Annotated in this window: 9 protein-coding genes and 1 pseudogene; 3 read left to right on the top strand and 7 right to left on the bottom strand. The window is 72.5% G+C overall.

The genetic code is table 11. The features are described 5' to 3' along the window. Positions 1 to 1,172 (top strand): annotated as a pseudogene (locus D458_RS0131630) (serine/threonine protein kinase); the annotation flags it as partial. A 128-nt stretch (positions 1,173 to 1,300) separates the two neighbouring features. Here the strand turns inward: D458_RS0131630 and D458_RS0131625 are convergent. Continuing rightward, positions 1,301 to 1,972 carry an aggregation-promoting factor C-terminal-like domain-containing protein gene (locus tag D458_RS0131625; protein WP_040703022.1) on the bottom strand — a complete coding sequence of 224 codons (672 nt, stop codon included), beginning with the start codon at positions 1,970 to 1,972 and terminating at the stop codon, positions 1,301 to 1,303. A gap of 43 nt (positions 1,973 to 2,015) precedes the next feature. Further along, positions 2,016 to 2,717 carry an aggregation-promoting factor C-terminal-like domain-containing protein gene (locus tag D458_RS0131620; protein WP_026119872.1) on the bottom strand — a complete coding sequence of 234 codons (702 nt, stop codon included), beginning with the start codon at positions 2,715 to 2,717 and terminating at the stop codon, positions 2,016 to 2,018. A 428-nt stretch (positions 2,718 to 3,145) separates the two neighbouring features. Here D458_RS0131620 and D458_RS0131615 point away from each other — a divergent pair, with 428 nt between their 5' ends. Then, a complete protein-coding gene (locus tag D458_RS0131615) occupies positions 3,146 to 8,221 on the top strand; it encodes an SCO7613 C-terminal domain-containing membrane protein (protein ID WP_017590726.1) in 5,076 nt (1,691 codons plus the stop codon). Positions 8,222 to 8,368: 147 nt separating this feature from the next. Here D458_RS0131615 and D458_RS0131610 read toward each other — a convergent pair whose 3' ends face one another. The 3 genes from D458_RS0131610 to D458_RS0131600 form a co-directional block, all read right to left on the bottom strand. After that, positions 8,369 to 9,727, bottom strand: a complete 1,359-nt coding sequence (locus D458_RS0131610) for a PhoH family protein (protein WP_040703018.1) — start codon at positions 9,725 to 9,727, stop codon at positions 8,369 to 8,371. 306 nt (positions 9,728 to 10,033) lie between these two features. After that, positions 10,034 to 10,795, bottom strand: coding sequence for an isoprenyl transferase (locus D458_RS0131605; RefSeq protein WP_017590724.1), 762 nt, complete (start codon positions 10,793 to 10,795; stop codon positions 10,034 to 10,036). 93 nt (positions 10,796 to 10,888) lie between these two features. Further along, positions 10,889 to 11,500 (bottom strand): RNA polymerase sigma factor, encoded by a 612-nt coding sequence (locus D458_RS0131600; protein WP_051049823.1) that lies wholly within the window; start codon positions 11,498 to 11,500, stop codon positions 10,889 to 10,891. Between the two features lie 313 nt (positions 11,501 to 11,813). On the opposite strand from D458_RS0131600, the gene D458_RS0131595 reads away from it, so the two are divergent. Further along, on the top strand, positions 11,814 to 13,181 hold the full coding sequence (locus tag D458_RS0131595; RefSeq protein ID WP_017590722.1) for a serine/threonine-protein kinase: 1,368 nt from the start codon (positions 11,814 to 11,816) through the stop codon (positions 13,179 to 13,181). Positions 13,182 to 13,458: 277 nt separating this feature from the next. On the opposite strand, the gene D458_RS0131590 is transcribed toward D458_RS0131595, so the two are convergent. Both D458_RS0131590 and D458_RS0131585 read right to left on the bottom strand, forming a co-directional pair. Beyond that, on the bottom strand, positions 13,459 to 15,495 hold the full coding sequence (locus D458_RS0131590) for a thioredoxin domain-containing protein (protein WP_017590721.1): 2,037 nt from the start codon (positions 15,493 to 15,495) through the stop codon (positions 13,459 to 13,461). A gap of 87 nt (positions 15,496 to 15,582) precedes the next feature. Continuing rightward, positions 15,583 to 16,602, bottom strand: coding sequence for an ornithine cyclodeaminase family protein (locus D458_RS0131585; protein ID WP_017590720.1), 1,020 nt, complete (start codon positions 16,600 to 16,602; stop codon positions 15,583 to 15,585). Between the last annotated feature and the right edge of the window lie 3 nt (positions 16,603 to 16,605).

Below are 16,605 nucleotides of genomic sequence, written 5' to 3'. Positions count from 1 at the left end.
ACCGGCTCACCGCCGACCAAGCCCTCGACCTCCTCCAACGCTGCCGCAACGGCAACGGACCGGCGACCGGTCCGGACTCGGATCCGGCCGGAGGTGCCGCTCTCGGCGGTGCCGCGGCAGGAGGCGCCCTGGGTGCCGCGGCCGCGAACGGGTTCGGGGACAGCGGAGCCCAGGAGGCTCACAGCGCGCACAGCGGCGGGTACCCCGGGCAGCACGCCAGCGGCCCGCAGGCGTCCCACTCGGGCGGCTACGCCTCCGACGGGGGGTACTACGGCCAGGGCGCCTACCCCGGGAGCGACCAGTACGGCGCGGCCCCCCACGGACACGACCGGTACGGGCACGACCAGGGACAGTACGCGCACGAGGCGGCCTCGTACGGCTACGGCCAGGGCGGGTACGACGGCGGCCACAGCGGCCCCCACCAGGGCACGGCCCACGCGGCCGGCGGTGGGGCTCCCCGTCGGCGCGGCGGCCCCGGGAGGACCTGGGTGGCGCTGAGCACGGCCCTCGTCGCCCTTCTGGCCGTCGCGGGGATCGTGGTCGCGGTGGCCATGCGCCCCGAGGCGGCTCCCGCCCCCGTGGCCGACGACGACCCCGGGCGGAGCGAAGGGCGCGAGCCGGAGGGCCCCGCCCAGGAGGAGGAGGGGGTCCGTGTCGACGGGGTGCCCCCCGAGTACGACAACGACGACCTCCAGACGTTCGACTCCGAGTGGTTCTCCATCTCCTACCCCGGCGGCTGGTCGCCCGACGACAGCCAGATCCACAACTCCATCGCGCTGTTCGCGGCTCCGGGGATGGAGCACGAGCTCATGGTGGAGGGCTGGGAGGAGACCGAGTTCACCGGCACCGCCGAGGAGTTCCTGGAGCAGTCCGACGGCGGCACCGACATCGAGACCGCCACCAGCGGATACGAGGTGCGTGAAACCGAGGCCTTCGGCCGGGACGAGTTCGAGGACGGTCCGGCCGGGCTGGACGTGGCCATGGTCGAGGCGGACCTGGTCAACACCAACTGGGTCCGGCCCGAACGGCGCCTGTGGGTGTACGCGGTGGTCATGGAGGAGGGCGACCACCGGGTGTTCTACCTGGTGAGCGTGAACGTGCCCCGGGACGAGTCGGACGACTTCGACGAGGTCCACGAGGACGTCATCGAGACCTTCACCCCGCACAAGTAGGCCCCCGGACGGCACCGTGGAACGGCCCCGCACACGAGATCGTGTGCGGGGCCGTTCGGTGTTGTTCTGAGGGACCGGCTCCGGGGCCGTCGTTTCGAGGGACCGGTTCCGGGGTCCGGTACCAGCCGCTAGTACCAGCCGACGGACTGGGAGTGGGCCCAGGCGTCGCAGGGGGTGCCGTAGCGGTCCTTGATGTAGCTGAGGCCCCAGGAGATCTGGGTGGCGGGGTTGGTCTGCCAGTCAGAGCCGTGGGAGGCCATCTTGCTGCCGGGCAGGGACTGCGGGATGCCGTAGGCACCGGAGCTGGGGTTCTGGGCCGTGTGGTTCCAGTTGCTCTCCTTCTCCCACAGGGGCTCGAGGCAGTTGTCGAACTGGTCGGAGCCCCATCCCTCGGCCGCCACCATCTGGCGGGCGATGCCCTTGGGATCGCCCGAGAACTCGGGCGTCTCCTCCTCCTCTTCTTCTTCCTCTTCTTCCTCTTCCTCCTCGATGTCGCTGCCGGTGGTCTGGGTGGAGCGCACCCCTTCGCCACTGGCTGCGTCACGTCGGCTCTGCGCCTCGGCGCGAAGGGCCTGGAGTTCGTCCTCGGTCAGCTGCTCCGAGGACGCGAAGAACTCGTCGCCCTCGGTTTCGTCGGTGTCGGCCGCGGGTTCCTCGGACTGGGGCACGGCGGCGCTGGCCGCGGTGCTCGGGTCCACACCGTCGTCCGCGAAGGCGGAGACGGCGAACGTCGCGCCGGCGACCAGGGTCGCCGCACCGACCGCCGCGGTACTGCGCAGCGACATTCGGTTGAGTAGCACGATTGCCTTTCCCAAAAGGGGGTTAATGGCAGGGAAAAACCTATTAATACCAGTTGTTGGCCTGGGAGTGGGACCATGCGCCGCACGGGTTTCCGTAGCGGTCCTTGATGTAGCTGAGGCCCCAGGAGATCTGGGTGGCGGGGTTGGTCTGCCAGTCGGAGCCGTGGGAGGCCATCTTGTCGCCGGGCAGGGACTGCGGGATGCCGTAGGCACCGGAGCTGGGGTTCTGGGCCGTGTGGTTCCAGTTGCTCTCCTTCTCCCACAGGGGCTCGAGGCAGCCGTGGAACTGATCGGCGTCCCAGCCCTCGTCGAGGACCATCTGGAGCGCGATCTCCTTGGCCGAGCCGGCCGGAACCGGGGCGGGCGCGGAGGAGCCGCCGGACCCGCCGGAGGACTCAGCGGCGGGCTCCTCCTCGGGTTCGGGCTCGGGTTCGGGCTCGGCGATCTCCGAGCCGGTGCCGCTCGCGGACTGGACGGACTCCTCCGCCGCGGCCCGCAGGCCGTCCCGGTTCTGCTCCCGCAGGCTCTCGCGCTCGGCCTCGTCGACGGCGGGCGGGCTCGCGAAGAACTCGTCCTGCGGCTCCTGCGCCCGTTCCTGCTCCGGAGGCACCGCTGCGGAGGCGGCCTGACGGGGGTCGAGGTCGTCCGTCTGCGCGAACGCCGAGACGGTGAACATGCCGCCCGCGACCACCGCGGCGGCGCCGACGGCGCTCATCTGACGCAGTGAGATCCGGTTGAGTAGCAAAATCGCCCTTTCACGTAGACGCACGCGTGACCTGTTCAGGACGTACGCGTGGTGTGGGTCGCCGCGTCGGACCGCGTGGCCCGTCGATCTGCCGTGGAGGGGACGGACTCGCCGTTCGACCGACCACGGAGCGGGGCTCCCACACGGGAGGGGGATTCTCGGTGCAGCGCACTCAGCCTGCATCATCGTCACGGTGAAGTAACGCCAGTTTTACCGTGTCCTGGCTCACATCACGGAATGTGCCCATTTGTCAAGCTTCTGACCTGCGGAACAACACGAAGAGTCAAGGGGGCGCCAATGCGGGACAAGCCTGTGTCACTCATCTCCCGGAGAGCTCGGAGGGAGACCGAGGTCACCGGGTACTCAGGAACGCGCGTCCGGGCGCCTGAGTACCCGTACCGATGTGCCGGGTCAGGCCCATGAGGAGCATGGACCCCATGAACGCCCAAGGACTCCCACACCCCCCGCCGGGAGCACCGCGCCACTGCCCCGAGTGCAGCGCCCTCCTGGCCACTGCCGTACGGGCCTGCCAGAACTGCGGGCTCAGCCTGGTCGGGCCGACAGCGCAGCGCCTGTGGTGGATCGACTCCGAGCTGGAGGCGCTGCGCGGACGCGAGCGCGCCCTGACCCGGGAACGCCCCGTCGTCCTGGAGCGACTGCGCGAGGAATCCCGGGAACGCGCCCGGCGGGCGGTGCGCGAACAGCAGGAGGTGCGCGAACGCTGGGCGGCCGCACAGCAGGCCGCGGCGCAGGAGGCCGCGGCGCCGCTGGACCCGATCGAGGTCCCCGGCAAGCCCGCGTCCGTCCCGGTGTCGTCCGTCCCGGTGTCGTCCGCCGCTGAGGCACCCGCCGCGCAGGCGGCACCCGGGTACCCGCACAGCGCACACCCCGCGAACCCCGCGGCCCCGGCCCGGTCCGGCGAGGTCAGCCGGCGCTCGGCCCAGAACATCATCCTCGGCCTCGGCGGCCTCCTCGTCGGCATCGCCGCCCTGGTCTTCGCCATCTGGACGTGGAGCGACCTGGGCACCGGCGCCCGCGCCGGCGTGCTCGGCCTCACCACCCTGGCCTTCGCGGTGCTGGCCCTGCCCCTGTACCGGCGCGGCCTGCACGCCACCGCCGAGACCTTCGGCGCCGTGGCCGCCGGCCTGCTCTGCGTGGACGCCCTCGCGCTGTGGCTCCTGACCGACCGCATCACCAACGGCCCCGGCTACACCACCGGTGCGCTCGCGGTGATGAGCGCGCTCCTGGTGCTCTACCCGGCGCTGGTCCCGCTGCGCTCGCCCCGCGTCCTGGCCGTGCTCCTCGTCCAGCCCGTGCCGGTGCTGCTGGTCGTCGCCCTGCCCACCGACGGCCACCCCGGCGGGCTGCTGACCGTGCTCGCCGCCACCGTGCTCGCCGACGTACTGGTCCTGCGCCGGCTCGGTGCTCCCCGCCCGGGCGTGCCCGTCCGGACCCTGAAGGCCACGGCCCTCGCCCTGTGGGGTCTCACCGTGCTGGTCACCGTCGTGGCCGTACTCGCCTCCACCGGGTCCTCCGGGGAGGACCCGACCGGGTGGTGGTCGCTGGCGGCCGCCCTGTTCCTCGCCGGGACCACCGCGCTGCTGCTGGGGCGGGTCCGGCCGGACCCGGAGCGGTCCGGACCGGAGAGGCACAGGCCGAGGCCGCTCTCCGTGTACACGGTCATGGGCCTGGGCGTCCTGGTCCTGGTACCGCTCGCCGCCGGTCCCGCGCACCTGCCGGTCCTGCCCCGTCTCACGGTGGTGCCGTGGAGCCTCGAACCGTCCGCGATGAGCGTCCCTGCCGTGGAACTCCTCCAGCTGGACCGGGCGAGCACCCTGCCTCCGCTGAACCTCGTGTACCTGGCCGGGATCCTGGTCGCCACCGCGCTGGTCCTGGGCGCGGTCCGGCTGCTGCATCGCCCCGCCCTGCTCGCCACCGCGGCCCTCGTCGCCCCGACAGCGCTCCTCGCCGTTCCCCTGCTCCTCGGCCTGCCGCAGGTCGTGGCGGCCGTGTGGGCCCTGGTGGCAGGCGGCTGCCTGGTCCTGGGCTCGGCCCTGCTGGGCAGGTGGACCGGCGCGATCCCGGTGATCACCGGCACCCTGACCCTCGTCACCGGTCTGGCCTGGGCGCTGCCCGAGCGGTACACGACCCTGGCCGCCGTACTGATGCTGGCCGCCACCGCCCTGGTCTGCGCGGCCGGGGCCCGCCGGTTCGCCAACCCGGTGCGCCGCCCCGAACCCGGCGACCGGGCCGCGACCCTCTACATGGGGAGCGTCCTGCTGTGGGCCCTGGCCCTGCTGGTCGGCACCGCCTACCTGATCGGCAACCGCGGCCTGGACGGCACCGTCCAGGCCCAGTGGTGGCTGCTGACCGCCGCCGCGCTGCTGTGCGGGGCGACCGCGCTGACGCTGGGCCGCGTGCCCACCCCGGCCTCGCCCCGGACCACCGCCCAGGACGTCCAGCCCGTCACCGACCTGCGCCGGCTGTTCACCCTGGTCGGGCTGTTCCTGTTGCCGGCCGCGCCGCTGCTGTCCCTGCCCGAGAACTCACCGGCCCTGACGGTGTTCTCCGACCGGGCCCCGTGGTCGGCCCCGGCCGGGACGATGTGGGAACCGGCGCACACCGTCCTCGGACTGCCCGCGCAGCCCGGCGTGCTCTTCGCCGTGGGTTCGGCCCTCGGTGTCCTGCTGGTGGGCGCCCTGGTGCTGGGTCTGGTGGCCGTGATCGACCGCAGCCGGTTCTCGGCCGCGCTGGCCCTGACCGTGCCTCCGGCGCTGGTTCCGATCCCGGTGCTGCTGGGCGCGCCGTTCGCCGCGGCGGTCGTGTGGACGGTCCTGGTCGGCGCCGCCCTGTTCCTGTGGACCTCCCGGGTGCGGGTGTCCGTCGCCTGGCTGCCCGGGGTGACCGGGCCGGCCACGATGCTGCTCGCGCTGGCGTGGTCGCTGCCGCAGCAGCACACCACCCTGATCGTCCTGCTGCTGCTCGCAGCGGTCGTGCTGCTCTCCGCCCTGACCCATCGGAACCTCGCCGCCGCACCGGCGCCTGCCACCGGCCACGACCCCGAAGACACCAGGGGCGTACTCGTGTACGGGCTGACGACCGTGGCGTGGGGCGCCGCGGTCCTCTTCGGGTCGGCCGCCCTGCTCGCCTCCTCGGCCTTCGGCGCCCCCGGCCCGGTGCCGGGGTGGCTGCTGGGCGCCGTCGCCCTCCTCCTCGGCGCGGCCGCCCTGGTCCTCGGCCGCACGGCCCGCCAGGGGGCGGAGGCCGGATCCGGTTCCCCGTCCGCCTTCGGTGTCGGGGCGCTGCTCCTGCTGGCCGCCGTCCCGCCGGTGGTGGGACCCCCCGGGATCCCCACGATTCCCGCGCTCGGCCCGGGGTCGGCCGTCTTCGAGGCCCCGGTCCGGGCGATGCTGGAGCCCGCGTACGCACTCGTGGGCCTACCGGTCCCACCCGACACCCTGACCGCCCTGCTCACCGCCCTCGGGCTGGTGGTCTTCGGTTCACTGGCGCTGGGCACGGTGCTGTTCCTGGACCGCCGGCTGCTGAACCCGGCGATCGCCCTGGTCGGCCCGCTCTCCCTGGTCCCGATCCCGGTGCTGCTGGGCGCGCCGTTCGCCGCGACGGTCGTGTGGACGGTCCTGGTCGGCGCCGCCCTGTTCCTGTGGACGTTCCGGCTGCGCGCCCCGGAGGCCTGGCTGCCCGGGGTGACCGGACTGGCCACGATGCTGCTCGCGCTGGCGTGGTCGCTGCCGCAGCAGCACACCACCTTGGTCGTCCTGCTGCTGTTCGCCGCCGCGGTGGCCGTCTCGGCACTCGCACAGCGGAACCGCTCCGCCGACGCCGCGGGCCCTTCGGCGGGGTCCGGCGGATTCGCCGCCGTCGCGTGGGGCACCGCCCTCTTCGCCGGCTTCGTCGTCCTGGTCGCCTCCGCGACCTCCGGAGCCCCCGGCCAGGTGACCTGGTGGCTGCTGAGCGGCGTCGCCCTCCTCCTCGGCGCGGCCGCCCTGGTCCTCGGCCGCACGGCCCGCCAGGCGGAATCGGCCCGGGCGGAGGCGGCGCGGACGGCACCGGTGGCACCGTCCTCGAACGGTGCGTCGCCGGAGGGCTCCACGGCCACCGGCACACCGTCCCCGTTCAGCGTGCTGGGTCTGGTCCTGCTGGCCCTCGTGCCGCTGCTGGCGGGGCCGCGCGGCCTCCCGGCGCTGGCCGCCTTCTCCCGGACCCATCCCCTCCACGAGGCGCCGCTCTCCGCCCTGCTGGAGCCCGCGCACGTGTTCGTCGGCGTGCCCGCGCCGGCCGACACCCTGAGCCTGTTCACCGTCCCCCTGGGGCTGCTGCTCCTCGGTGCGCTGGCGCTGGGCGCGGCACTGCTCCTGGACCGGGCCCTGCTGGTACCCGCCGCGGCTCTGGTGGTGCCCCTCACCCTGGTCCCGCTGCCGGTGGCAGTGGGCGCCGCCTTCCTGGCCGCCCTGGTGTGGACCCTCGCGGTCGGCGCCCTGCTGCTGACCGGAGCCGCGCTGTTCCGTGACGGGCGGGTCTCCTGGATGCCGTGGCTGACCGGCCTGTGCACGCTCGCGCTCGCCCTGAGCTGGGCGCTCTCGGAGCGCTACAGCACGGTCGGCGTTCTGCTGGCGGTGGCCGCGGTCGCCTCGGTGGTCACCGCGCCGGCCCGGACCCGGTTCGTCGCGATCGCCTCCACCTCGGTGGCCACCGCGGCCACGGGCGGTTTCGCGCTCACCCTGCCGCTGGCCCTGGACGTTCCGGTCGAGTACGCGGCCTTCGGTCCCGTCACGGTCCTGGCGGCCGTGGCCGTGGTGGCCCCGCGCCTGCGCAGCCCGCTGGCGGAGGCCGCCGAGGTCCCCGCCGCCGTGTGGGCGGCGATCGCCCTGGCCCTCACGGTGCTGTACGGCGGGCGCCTGGAACTGGTGGCGGTCGCCCTGGCCGCTGTCGGCGTGGTGAGCCTGGCCAGCGCCGTCCGGCCGGACCGCCGGTGGTCGGCGGTGGTCGGCGGCGTGCTGATGCTCCTCGCCCTGTGGACCGCGCTCGCCTCGTGGAACGTCTCCGTCCCCGAGGCGTACACGGTCCTGCCGGCGCTCGCCTTCCTGGTGGTCGGCTGGGAGTGGTCGCGCAGGGCCGCCGACACCCCGCCGAGCTGGCTCGCCTACGGCGGCGGCCTGGCGCTCCTGCTCGGCCCCACGGTGTGGCAGGTGCTGATCGCCGACGACACGCTCTGGCGGGTCCCGGCCGTGCTCGCGGCCGGCCTGGCCGTCACGGTGTGGGGCCTGGCGCAGCGCCTCCAGGCGGCCCTGGTCATCGGTGGTCTGACCCTGCTCACCACCTCGCTGCGCGCCTTCGGCCCGCCCCTGTGGGAACTGACCCGGCTGATGCCCAACTGGCTGCCGTTCGCCGTCATCGGCGTGCTGCTGCTGTTCGTGGGCGCCCGCTACGAGGCCAGCCTGACCCGGCTGCGCCGGATCGGCAGGCTGATCTCCGAGATGCGGTAGCCGTGCCCGCTCCGGGCCCCGCCCGCCACCGCCCTCGACGGGCGCGCCGGCGCGCAGGGCCCGGCCCGCGCCTTCGGACCGAACGTGCGTGCGCCCGCCCCACTGTCCGTGGGGCGGGCGCACGTGTGCGGGTTCAGGGACGGGGAACTAGTTCTCCAGCATCTCGGTGACCAGGGCGGCGATGGGCGAGCGCTCGGAGCGGTTCAGGGTCACGTGGGCGAACAACGGGTGGCCCTTGAGCTTCTCGATCACCGCGACGACCCCGTCGTGGCGGCCCACCCGCAGGTTGTCGCGCTGGGCGATGTCGTGAGTGAGCACCACCCGCGAGTTCTCGCCCAGGCGGGACAGCACGGTCAGCAGCACACCGCGCTCCAGCGACTGTGCCTCGTCGACGATCACGAACGCGTCGTGGAGCGAGCGGCCACGGATATGGGTGAGCGGCAGGACCTCGAGCATCCCCCGGTCCACGATCTCCTCGATGACCTCCTCGCTGGTCACGGCGGAGAGGGTGTCGTGCACCGCCTGGCCCCAGGGCGTCATCTTGTCGTTCTCGGTCCCCGGCAGGTACCCGAGTTCCTGGCCTCCCACCGCGTACAGCGGGCGGAACACCATCACCTTGCGGTGCTGGCCTCGCTCCAGGACCGCCTCCAGGCCGGCGCACAGCGCCAGCGCCGACTTTCCGGTGCCCGCACGGCCTCCCAGGGAGACGATGCCGACGTCGGGGTCGGTGAGCAGGTCCAGGGCGATCCGCTGTTCCGCGCTGCGCCCCTTCAGACCGAACACGTCCCGGTCCCCGCGCACCACCTTCACCGACTTGTCCGCCTGCACCCGGCCCAGCGCCTTGCCCTGCTCGGAGACGAGCACCAGGCCGGTGTGGCAGGGCAGCTCCCTGGCCTCCTCGATCTCGCTCTCACCGGCGGAGAACAGTTCGCTGATGTTGTGGGCGGGGACGTCCAGTTCGGCCATCCCGGTCCACCCGTGCTCGATGGCGAGCTCGGCCCGGTACTCGTCGGCGGACAGACCGATCGAGGAGGCCTTGATCCGCATCGGCAGATCCTTGCTCACCAGGACGACGGCGTCCTCCTCCTCACGCTCGGCCTGGAGGTTGCGGGCCACCGTCAGGATCCGGGTGTCGTTGTCACCGAGCCGGAAGCCCGCCGGAAGGATCGTCGAATCGCTGTGGTTGAGCTCCACCCGGAGTGTTCCGCCCTGGTCGTTCACCGGAACGGCGACGTCCAGACGGCCGTGGGCGACCCTGAGGTCGTCCATCCGGCGCAGCGCGCTGCGTGCGAAGTACCCGAGTTCCGGGTGGTGACGCTTGCTCTCGAGCTCGGTGATCACCACCACGGGGATGACGACCTCGTGCTCGGCGAACCGGGCCATGGCCATCGGATCGGCGAGCAGGACGCTGGTGTCGAGCACATAGACGCGCCGCGCCTCTTCTACCTCCGCTGGGGTGGCGGTGGGGGACTGGGTGTCACGGCGATCGGTCGAGGAACTAGCCACTCGTTCTCCCCTTGGGCACCGCGAGGGTGCCCTGCTGTCACGGGATCATGGAGGACCGGGACCAGGCCCACGAGGGCCGGGTCCGGCCCTCCTCTTCGATATCCCGCCAGAGCGGAGAAGATCAACGAGACGGGGCCTCCCGAACGGATGGACGAACGCCATCCGCTGACAACGACGCTACGCGCCCGAGAGCCCGTTTTCCAGATCCCAGGCCCACCACCCGGTGAACTCCGCGTTACGGGCCCGCCGTCGACAGAGACGGCGCGCCCCGCGGAACGGGGGCGGGAGGGGGAAGGGGAGCAGGGGTCAGGAGCCGAAGCGCCGGTTGCGCGCGCCGTAGGCACGCAGTGCACGCAGGAAGTCCACTCTGCGGAAGGCAGGCCAGAAGACCTCGCAGAAGTAGAACTCCGAGTGCACGCTCTGCCACAGCATGAAACCCGACAGGCGCTGCTCGCCCGAGGTACGGATGAGCAGGTCGGGATCGGGTTGTCCGCGCGTGTAGAGATGCCGAGCGATGTCCTCGATGTCCAGGCGCTCTGCCAGCTCCTGGATCCCGGTGCCCTTGGCCGCCTCCTCGTGGAGGAGGGACCGAACCGCATCAGCGATCTCACGTCTACCTCCATACCCGACGGCGACGTTGACAACCAGACCCGGGTTACCGGATGTGGCCTCTTCCGCCTCTTTCAGGGCACGGGCGGTCGAATCGGGCAGGACGTCGAGCGCGCCCACGGGCCGGGTGTTCCAGCCCTCCTCGCGCAGCCGGGCGATGGTCTCCTCGATGATGCGCACCAGCGGGCCGAGTTCGGCGGCGTCCCGGGTGAGGTTGTCCGTGGACAGCATCCACAGGGTGACGACCTGCACACCGATCTCGTTGCACCAGCCGAGCACCTCGAAGATCTTGTTCGCCCCGGCCTGGTGGCCCTGCTCGGCGCCCGGGAGACCACTGCTCTTGGCCCAGCGCCGATTGCCGTCCATGGCCACACCGACGTGCCTGGGAATCTCCTGGCTGGTCAGGCGGCGTTCGAGACGCCGCTCGTACAGCCAGTACAGGGGGTCACGGAGCCCCATTGGCGAAACCTCTCAGAGCTGGATCTAAAGACGGCGCACTCCTGTGGCGGATGTGCCGACGGGGATGCCACCAGAGTAGTTCGCCCGGAGACGTTACGTCACGGCCAGCGATTTCCGCACGTGCTTGCGGCCTTGGTGGATACGGGACTTCACCGTGCCGAGGGCGAGGTTCAGCTCGGAGGCGATCTCGTTGTAGTCCATCTGGCACAGGTCCCGCAGGACCAGGGGGGCCACCAGGTTGGGGCGGTCCTTCTCCAGCTGGTCGAGCGCCTCCAACAGGTCGATCCGCGAACCGGCGATGACGCTGGTGGTGCGCGGGTCCCGCTGGTGCGGCATCCGCTCGGCCTCGGTGGGGAACTCGGCGGAGCGGCGCTTCATGGAGCGGTAGGTCTGCCGGGCGGAGTTGGACACCACGGTGTACAGCCACGTGGTGAAGAGGGAGTCGCCCTTGAAGCTGTCGATCTTGCGGGCGACCCGCAGGAGCGCGTCCTGGCAGGCCTCCTCGGCGTCCTGACGATAGGGAAGGAACCGGGCGCAGCGGCGCAGCACCTCGGGCTGGATTCGGCGGAGCAGGTCGTCCAGGGCCACGGCGTCACCGTGTTTGGCCCGGCGCGCGAGCTCCTCCAGCTCCTCGTCAACGTTGCTCGCCACCCGACGACGGGGGGTGGGGGTCTCCTCGTTTTCCGAGCTGTCACTACTACGCATGGTTGATCTCTTCCTGGCTTGCGACAGACGTCCGACCGTCCGTACGAACGCGTACGCGCCCACTTATGAGAGGGTCACACGTCAATTGGACGTCTATGGGCCCCGTTCGGCTCCAGCCCCACGAAGCCTCACCTTCTTCGCCCCGCCGTTCACACGGCACACGGAACCCGAAGGGGCTCCTCCAGTTTCCACGCACCGGAGGCCTCGACGCTACCCGGGGAGGGGATCATATCCACGGAAGACAACGTGAGGGCGCAGATGGTGTATTAGTGGGCAACGAACGCGTTTTCACCCCCAACAGACCGAGGCGGAAATGAGCCAACCGGAGGCCTTCGGACGTTACCGCGTCATCCGGCGCCTGGGTTCCGGTTCCTTCGCCACCGTCTGGCTGGCGCAGGACGATCTGCTGAACTACCCGGTGGCCATCAAGGTACTCGCCGAGAACTGGGCGCACCAGATGGACATCCAGCACCGGTTCCTGGAGGAGGCGCGCATCCTGCGCCAGACCGACTCCACGTGGCTGGTCGCGGTCCACGACGTCGACGTGCTGCCCGACGGGCGACCGTACATGGTGATGACCTACGCCGACCAGGGCAGCGTCGCCGACCTCATCCACCGAGGTCAGCTACCCCTGGACGAGGCGCTGCGGCTGCTCACGGAGATCGGCCAGGGCATCACCGTGCTGCACGGCCACGGCACGATCCACCGGGACATCAAACCGTCCAACGTGCTCCTCCAGTCCTCCCCCGTGGGCCAGCGCGTGCTGGTCGCCGACCTCGGTTTCGCGAAGGCGATCGACGAGGCCTCCGGCTTCACCGCGGCCGCCGGCACCCCCGGGTACATGTCCCCCGAGCAGAGCATCCCCGGCGGTGACCTGGACGTCCGCTCCGACGTGTACTCCCTGGGCGCGGTCGCCTACGAGCTCATCACCGGACGGCCGCCCTCGCGCCCCCCGGTCAAGGTCGCCCCTGGCCGGATTCGGCCAGGTTTGCCTCCGGCTCTTGACGAACTGATCCTGTCCGCGCTGTCGGTGGACCGGGAGAGCCGCCCCGCCGACGCCAAGACCTTCACCGACCGGGTCAGGGCCATCCGTATAGCGCCCAACCTGCCCGAGGACACCTCCTGGTGGCACCGCTACCAGATGCCCTGGCATCGGGCGGGTGCCCTCACGCTGGTCTGCGGTCTCCTGGCCACCGCTGTGAGCTCCTCCCTCGGGATGCCCGGCATGTCCCTGACCACCGTCCACAACGCCGCCCAGGAGATCAACGTCGACGTGCCCTCGGTGTGGGCCCGCGAGTTCCACACCGACCAGGAGGCCCGTCCCTCCGCTGTCGAGGCCGGGGCCGGCCCGGGGCTGCTCGCCGCCACCGAGGCCGACCACTGGCACTCCACCGACGTCCCCTCGTACGGGGTGTACGCCACCATCGTGCCGGGCGCCCCCAGCCTGAGCAGCGTCGCCGACACCCAGCCCTGCGAAGGGCAGCCGGACGAGCGCCCGATCGACAGCGAGGACTGGGAGGGCACGGCCTGGGAGTGGCCCGAGTGCCACGCCAACGGGGCCTACACCTCCGCCGCCGTGCACCCGCCGGGCATCCCCAGGACCGTGTACCTGGAGATCCGCCAGCCCGAGTACCGGCCGGACGTGGTGGACGAGATCATCGACAAGATCGAACTGCTCTAGGTATGTCTTTGTGCGCCTCCGCTCCGCTTCGGCGCGTGTTCGGCGCCTTTGCGGAGGAACCTTCGCTACCTACGGTGTGATGGCTCGTTCCTCGCAATCCCACCTCCGGCACCTCCAGAACCCTCCCCGGCGCTCGAACGGAAAGCACACCCCCTGGAGTGCCCGCAGGAGATGAGCTCTACGGCTGGGGTTGAGGCGCGCGGGAAGGTTCTCCCCCGTGGCTGAGGCAGCGAGTGGGCTCTACGCCCACCCGTCGCCCTCGACGGACGCCTCCGGGTCAGCCCTGTGCCAGCTGGGCGCGGAGGGCCTCCGGGTCGGTGACCGGGAGCTTGCAGACGAAGCCCTCGCAGACGTAGGCGGTGGCGGCCCCTCCGACCCGGGTGCGCTGTTCCAGCAGGGGCACTCCCCCGCTGTCGACGCCGTCCCCGAGGGAGAGGACCGTGCCCAGGGGCGCCCAGCTCAGCACCGTCCGGACCAGTTCCTCGGTCTCCGGGGCGCCCGGCTCCCCCACCACGGCGACGGCGCGCGGCCCGGTGAGCAGTGCCTCTCCGGCGGCCAGGCCCCAACCCGCGAAGCGGGGCGCCTTCTCCGCCAGCAGCGGCACCACGGACAGGGCGCCCTCGGCGGCGGTGCGGTGGCGCTCACTGCCGGTGAGCGCCGCGTACGAGAGCAGCGCCGAGGCGACGGCGAAGCGGCCCGAGGGGGTGGCGTTGTCCGTGGGGTCCTGGGGACGGCTGAAGAGCTTCTCGGCGTCGTCCGCGGTGTCGTAGAACCCGCCGTCGTCGTCACCGAAGTGCTCCAGGACGGTGTCGAGCAGTCCCCCGGCCTCCCGCACGTAGCGGGCCTCACCGGTGACTCCGTGCAGGGCGATCAGCCCCTCGGCGAGGTCGGCGTAGTCCTCCAGCACACCGGCGCTGGGGCCGGGACGGCCGTCACGCGAGGTGCGCACGAGGCGCCCGTACCGCAGGTGGGTGCCGAGGACCAGGTCCGCGGCCTCCCGGGCGGCCCGGATCCACGCGGGCCGCTCCAGCAGCGCGCCCGCCTCGGCCAGCGCGGCGATCGCCAGGCCGTTCCAGGCGGCGACCACCTTGTCGTCACGGGCGGGCGGGACCCGGCCCTCGCGGGTGGCGAGCAGGGCGGCGCGCACGCGGTCGTAGCGCTCGGGGTCGTCGGGGTCCTCGCGGAGCTGGAGCACGGAGGAGCCGCGCTCGAAGGTGCCGCGTTCGGTCACCCCGAACAGCTCCGCGGCCCAGGCGCCGTCCTCGTCGCCCAGGACCTCGTTCAGCTGGGCGGGGGTCCACACGTAGTACGTGCCCTCCTCGCCCTCGCTGTCGGCGTCCAGCGCCGACGCGAACCCGCCCTCGGGGGTGCGCAGGTCGCGCAGCATCCAGTCGGCGGTCTCCTGGGCCACACGCAGCAGCAGGGCCCGGTCCGCCGCCTCGGCCGGGTCCGCGCCCACCGGCCGCCGGGCCATCCGGGTGTAGGCCCGCAGCAGCAGGGCGTTGTCGTAGAGCATCTTCTCGAAGTGCGGGACCACCCACTCGCGGTCCACCGAGTAGCGGGCGAAACCCCCGCCGATCTGGTCGTACATACCGCCCCGGGCCATGGCCGCCGCGGTGCCGCCCGCCATCAGGGCGGCGGGCGTGGGTTCCTCGGCGGACTGGAACGGGAAGGTCCGCTCGTGCTGCGCGGTGAGGAAGGACAGCAGCATCGACGGCGGGAACTTCGGTTCGTCGCCGAACCCGCCGCTGACGGCGTCGTAGTCGCGGATCAGCGCCTGCACGGCCAGGTCGAGGTCGGCGGCGGAGGGCGGCGGGGAGGACGCGAGGCGGCGCGGCGCCCCGAGCGCGTCCACCACCCGTCGGCCCTGTTCGAGGAGGTCGGCGCGCTTGTCCCGCCAGGCGCCGGCCACCGCTTCGAGCAGGCGCTGGAAGTGGTCGCGCGGGAAGTAGGTGCCGCAGTAGAACGGGGCGCCGTCGGGGGTGGCGAACACGGTCATGGGCCAGCCGCCCTGGCCGGTCATGGCCTGGGTGGCCTCCATGTACACGGCGTCGACGTCGGGGCGCTCCTCGCGGTCGACCTTGACGTTGACGAAGAGGGCGTTCATCCGGCTCGCGGTCGCCAGGTCCTCGAAGGACTCGTGGGCCATGACGTGGCACCAGTGGCAGGCCGCGTACCCCACGGAGATCAGGACGGGGACGTCGCGGCGGCGGGCCTCGGCGAAGGCCTCCTCACCCCAGGGCCACCACTCCACGGGGTTGTCGGCGTGCTGCAGGAGGTACGGGCTGGTCGCGTCGCTCAGGCGGTTGGGCATACCTCCACTGTGCCACCCCGCCGCTCGGACGGGCCAGCGCCCGTGCCGCCCCCCACCGCCGCGCGGCGGTGGGGGGCGGCACGCCGGTCAGCCCGCCAGGGAGATCTCCGTGCCCAGACCCCGCTCGCGGGCGGCGTCGAGCAGGAGGCGTCCGACGGCGGCGTCCTCCAGGCCGATGCCGACGGAGTTGAACACCGTGATCTGGGTGTCCGAGGTGCGTCCCGGGTGCCGGCCGCCGACCACCCGGGCCAGTTCGAGGGAGCAGTCCTCGGCGGTGATCGCCCCCTCGGCGATCGCGTGCGCGACGTCCCCCGACTCGTGCAGGGCGGCCGGGGTGGAGTCCACCACCAGGAGCCCGGAGTCCCGCGCGACGGCCAGGGTCGCGGCGTCCACCTCGCGGTGGTCGGTCCTGGGCGGCGAACCGACCACGTTGAGGTGCTGGCCGGGGCGCAGCCACTCCCCCTGGACCAGCGGTTCACGGGATGGGGTCACGGTGCAGACCACGTCGGCCCCTTCCACCACCTCGCGCGGGGACGCGGCGGGGACCACCTTCAGCCCGGGGGCCTCCCGGTCCACCGACTCCCGGAGCGCCTCGACCGTGGCGGCCGAGCGCGACCACACCAGGACCCGGTCCAGCTCCCGCTCTTCGGCGAGGGCGACCACGTGGGCGACGGCCAGGGGACCCGCCCCGAGGATCCCCAGGGAGTCCCATCCGCGACGGGCCAGGTGGCGGGTGGCCACGCGCGTGGCCGCGGCGGTGCGCAGCCGTGTGGGGACCGCGCCGTCCAGGACGGCCAGCGGCCCCCCGGTCACGGCGTCCGACAGGACCAGCACGGACTGCTGGGTGGGGAGCCCCCGCTCCCGGTTGCCGGGGATGTCGCTGAGCAGTTTGCTCGCGACCAGACCGTCGGAGCCCGGGCCGCCGGAGCCCAGGAGGCCGACCATCGGGACGAACTGGGGGTCCGACAGCCCGATGCGGGCGGGCTCGCTGTGGGGCTGCGCGGCCCGGCCCGCGGCGAGGTCGGCGAAAGCGGTCTCCACGGCCTCGGCCACCTGGTTCGGTGTGACGAGCCCGGCGAGTTCGGAGCGGGTGAGGATGAGCGTCATCGG

This window comes from Nocardiopsis ganjiahuensis DSM 45031 (genome assembly GCF_000341085.1).
GTDB lineage: Bacteria > Actinomycetota > Actinomycetes > Streptosporangiales > Streptosporangiaceae > Nocardiopsis > Nocardiopsis ganjiahuensis.
The sequence above is the reverse complement of the archived record's forward strand: the minus strand, read 5'-3'. Positions and strand labels throughout refer to the sequence as shown.

Bases quoted from the DNA above. Each gene is read 5' to 3' on its own strand.
- D458_RS0131615 (WP_017590726.1), top strand. From the start codon at position 3,146: ATGGACCCCATGAACGCCCAAGGACTCCCACACCCCCCGCCGGGAGCA.
- D458_RS0131605 (WP_017590724.1), bottom strand. From the start codon at position 10,795: ATGGGGCTCCGTGACCCCCTGTACTGGCTGTACGAGCGGCGTCTCGAA.
- D458_RS0131600 (WP_051049823.1), bottom strand. From the start codon at position 11,500: ATGCGTAGTAGTGACAGCTCGGAAAACGAGGAGACCCCCACCCCCCGT.
- D458_RS0131595 (WP_017590722.1), top strand. From the start codon at position 11,814: ATGAGCCAACCGGAGGCCTTCGGACGTTACCGCGTCATCCGGCGCCTG.
- D458_RS0131590 (WP_017590721.1), bottom strand. From the start codon at position 15,495: ATGCCCAACCGCCTGAGCGACGCGACCAGCCCGTACCTCCTGCAGCAC.
- D458_RS0131585 (WP_017590720.1), bottom strand. From the start codon at position 16,602: ATGACGCTCATCCTCACCCGCTCCGAACTCGCCGGGCTCGTCACACCG.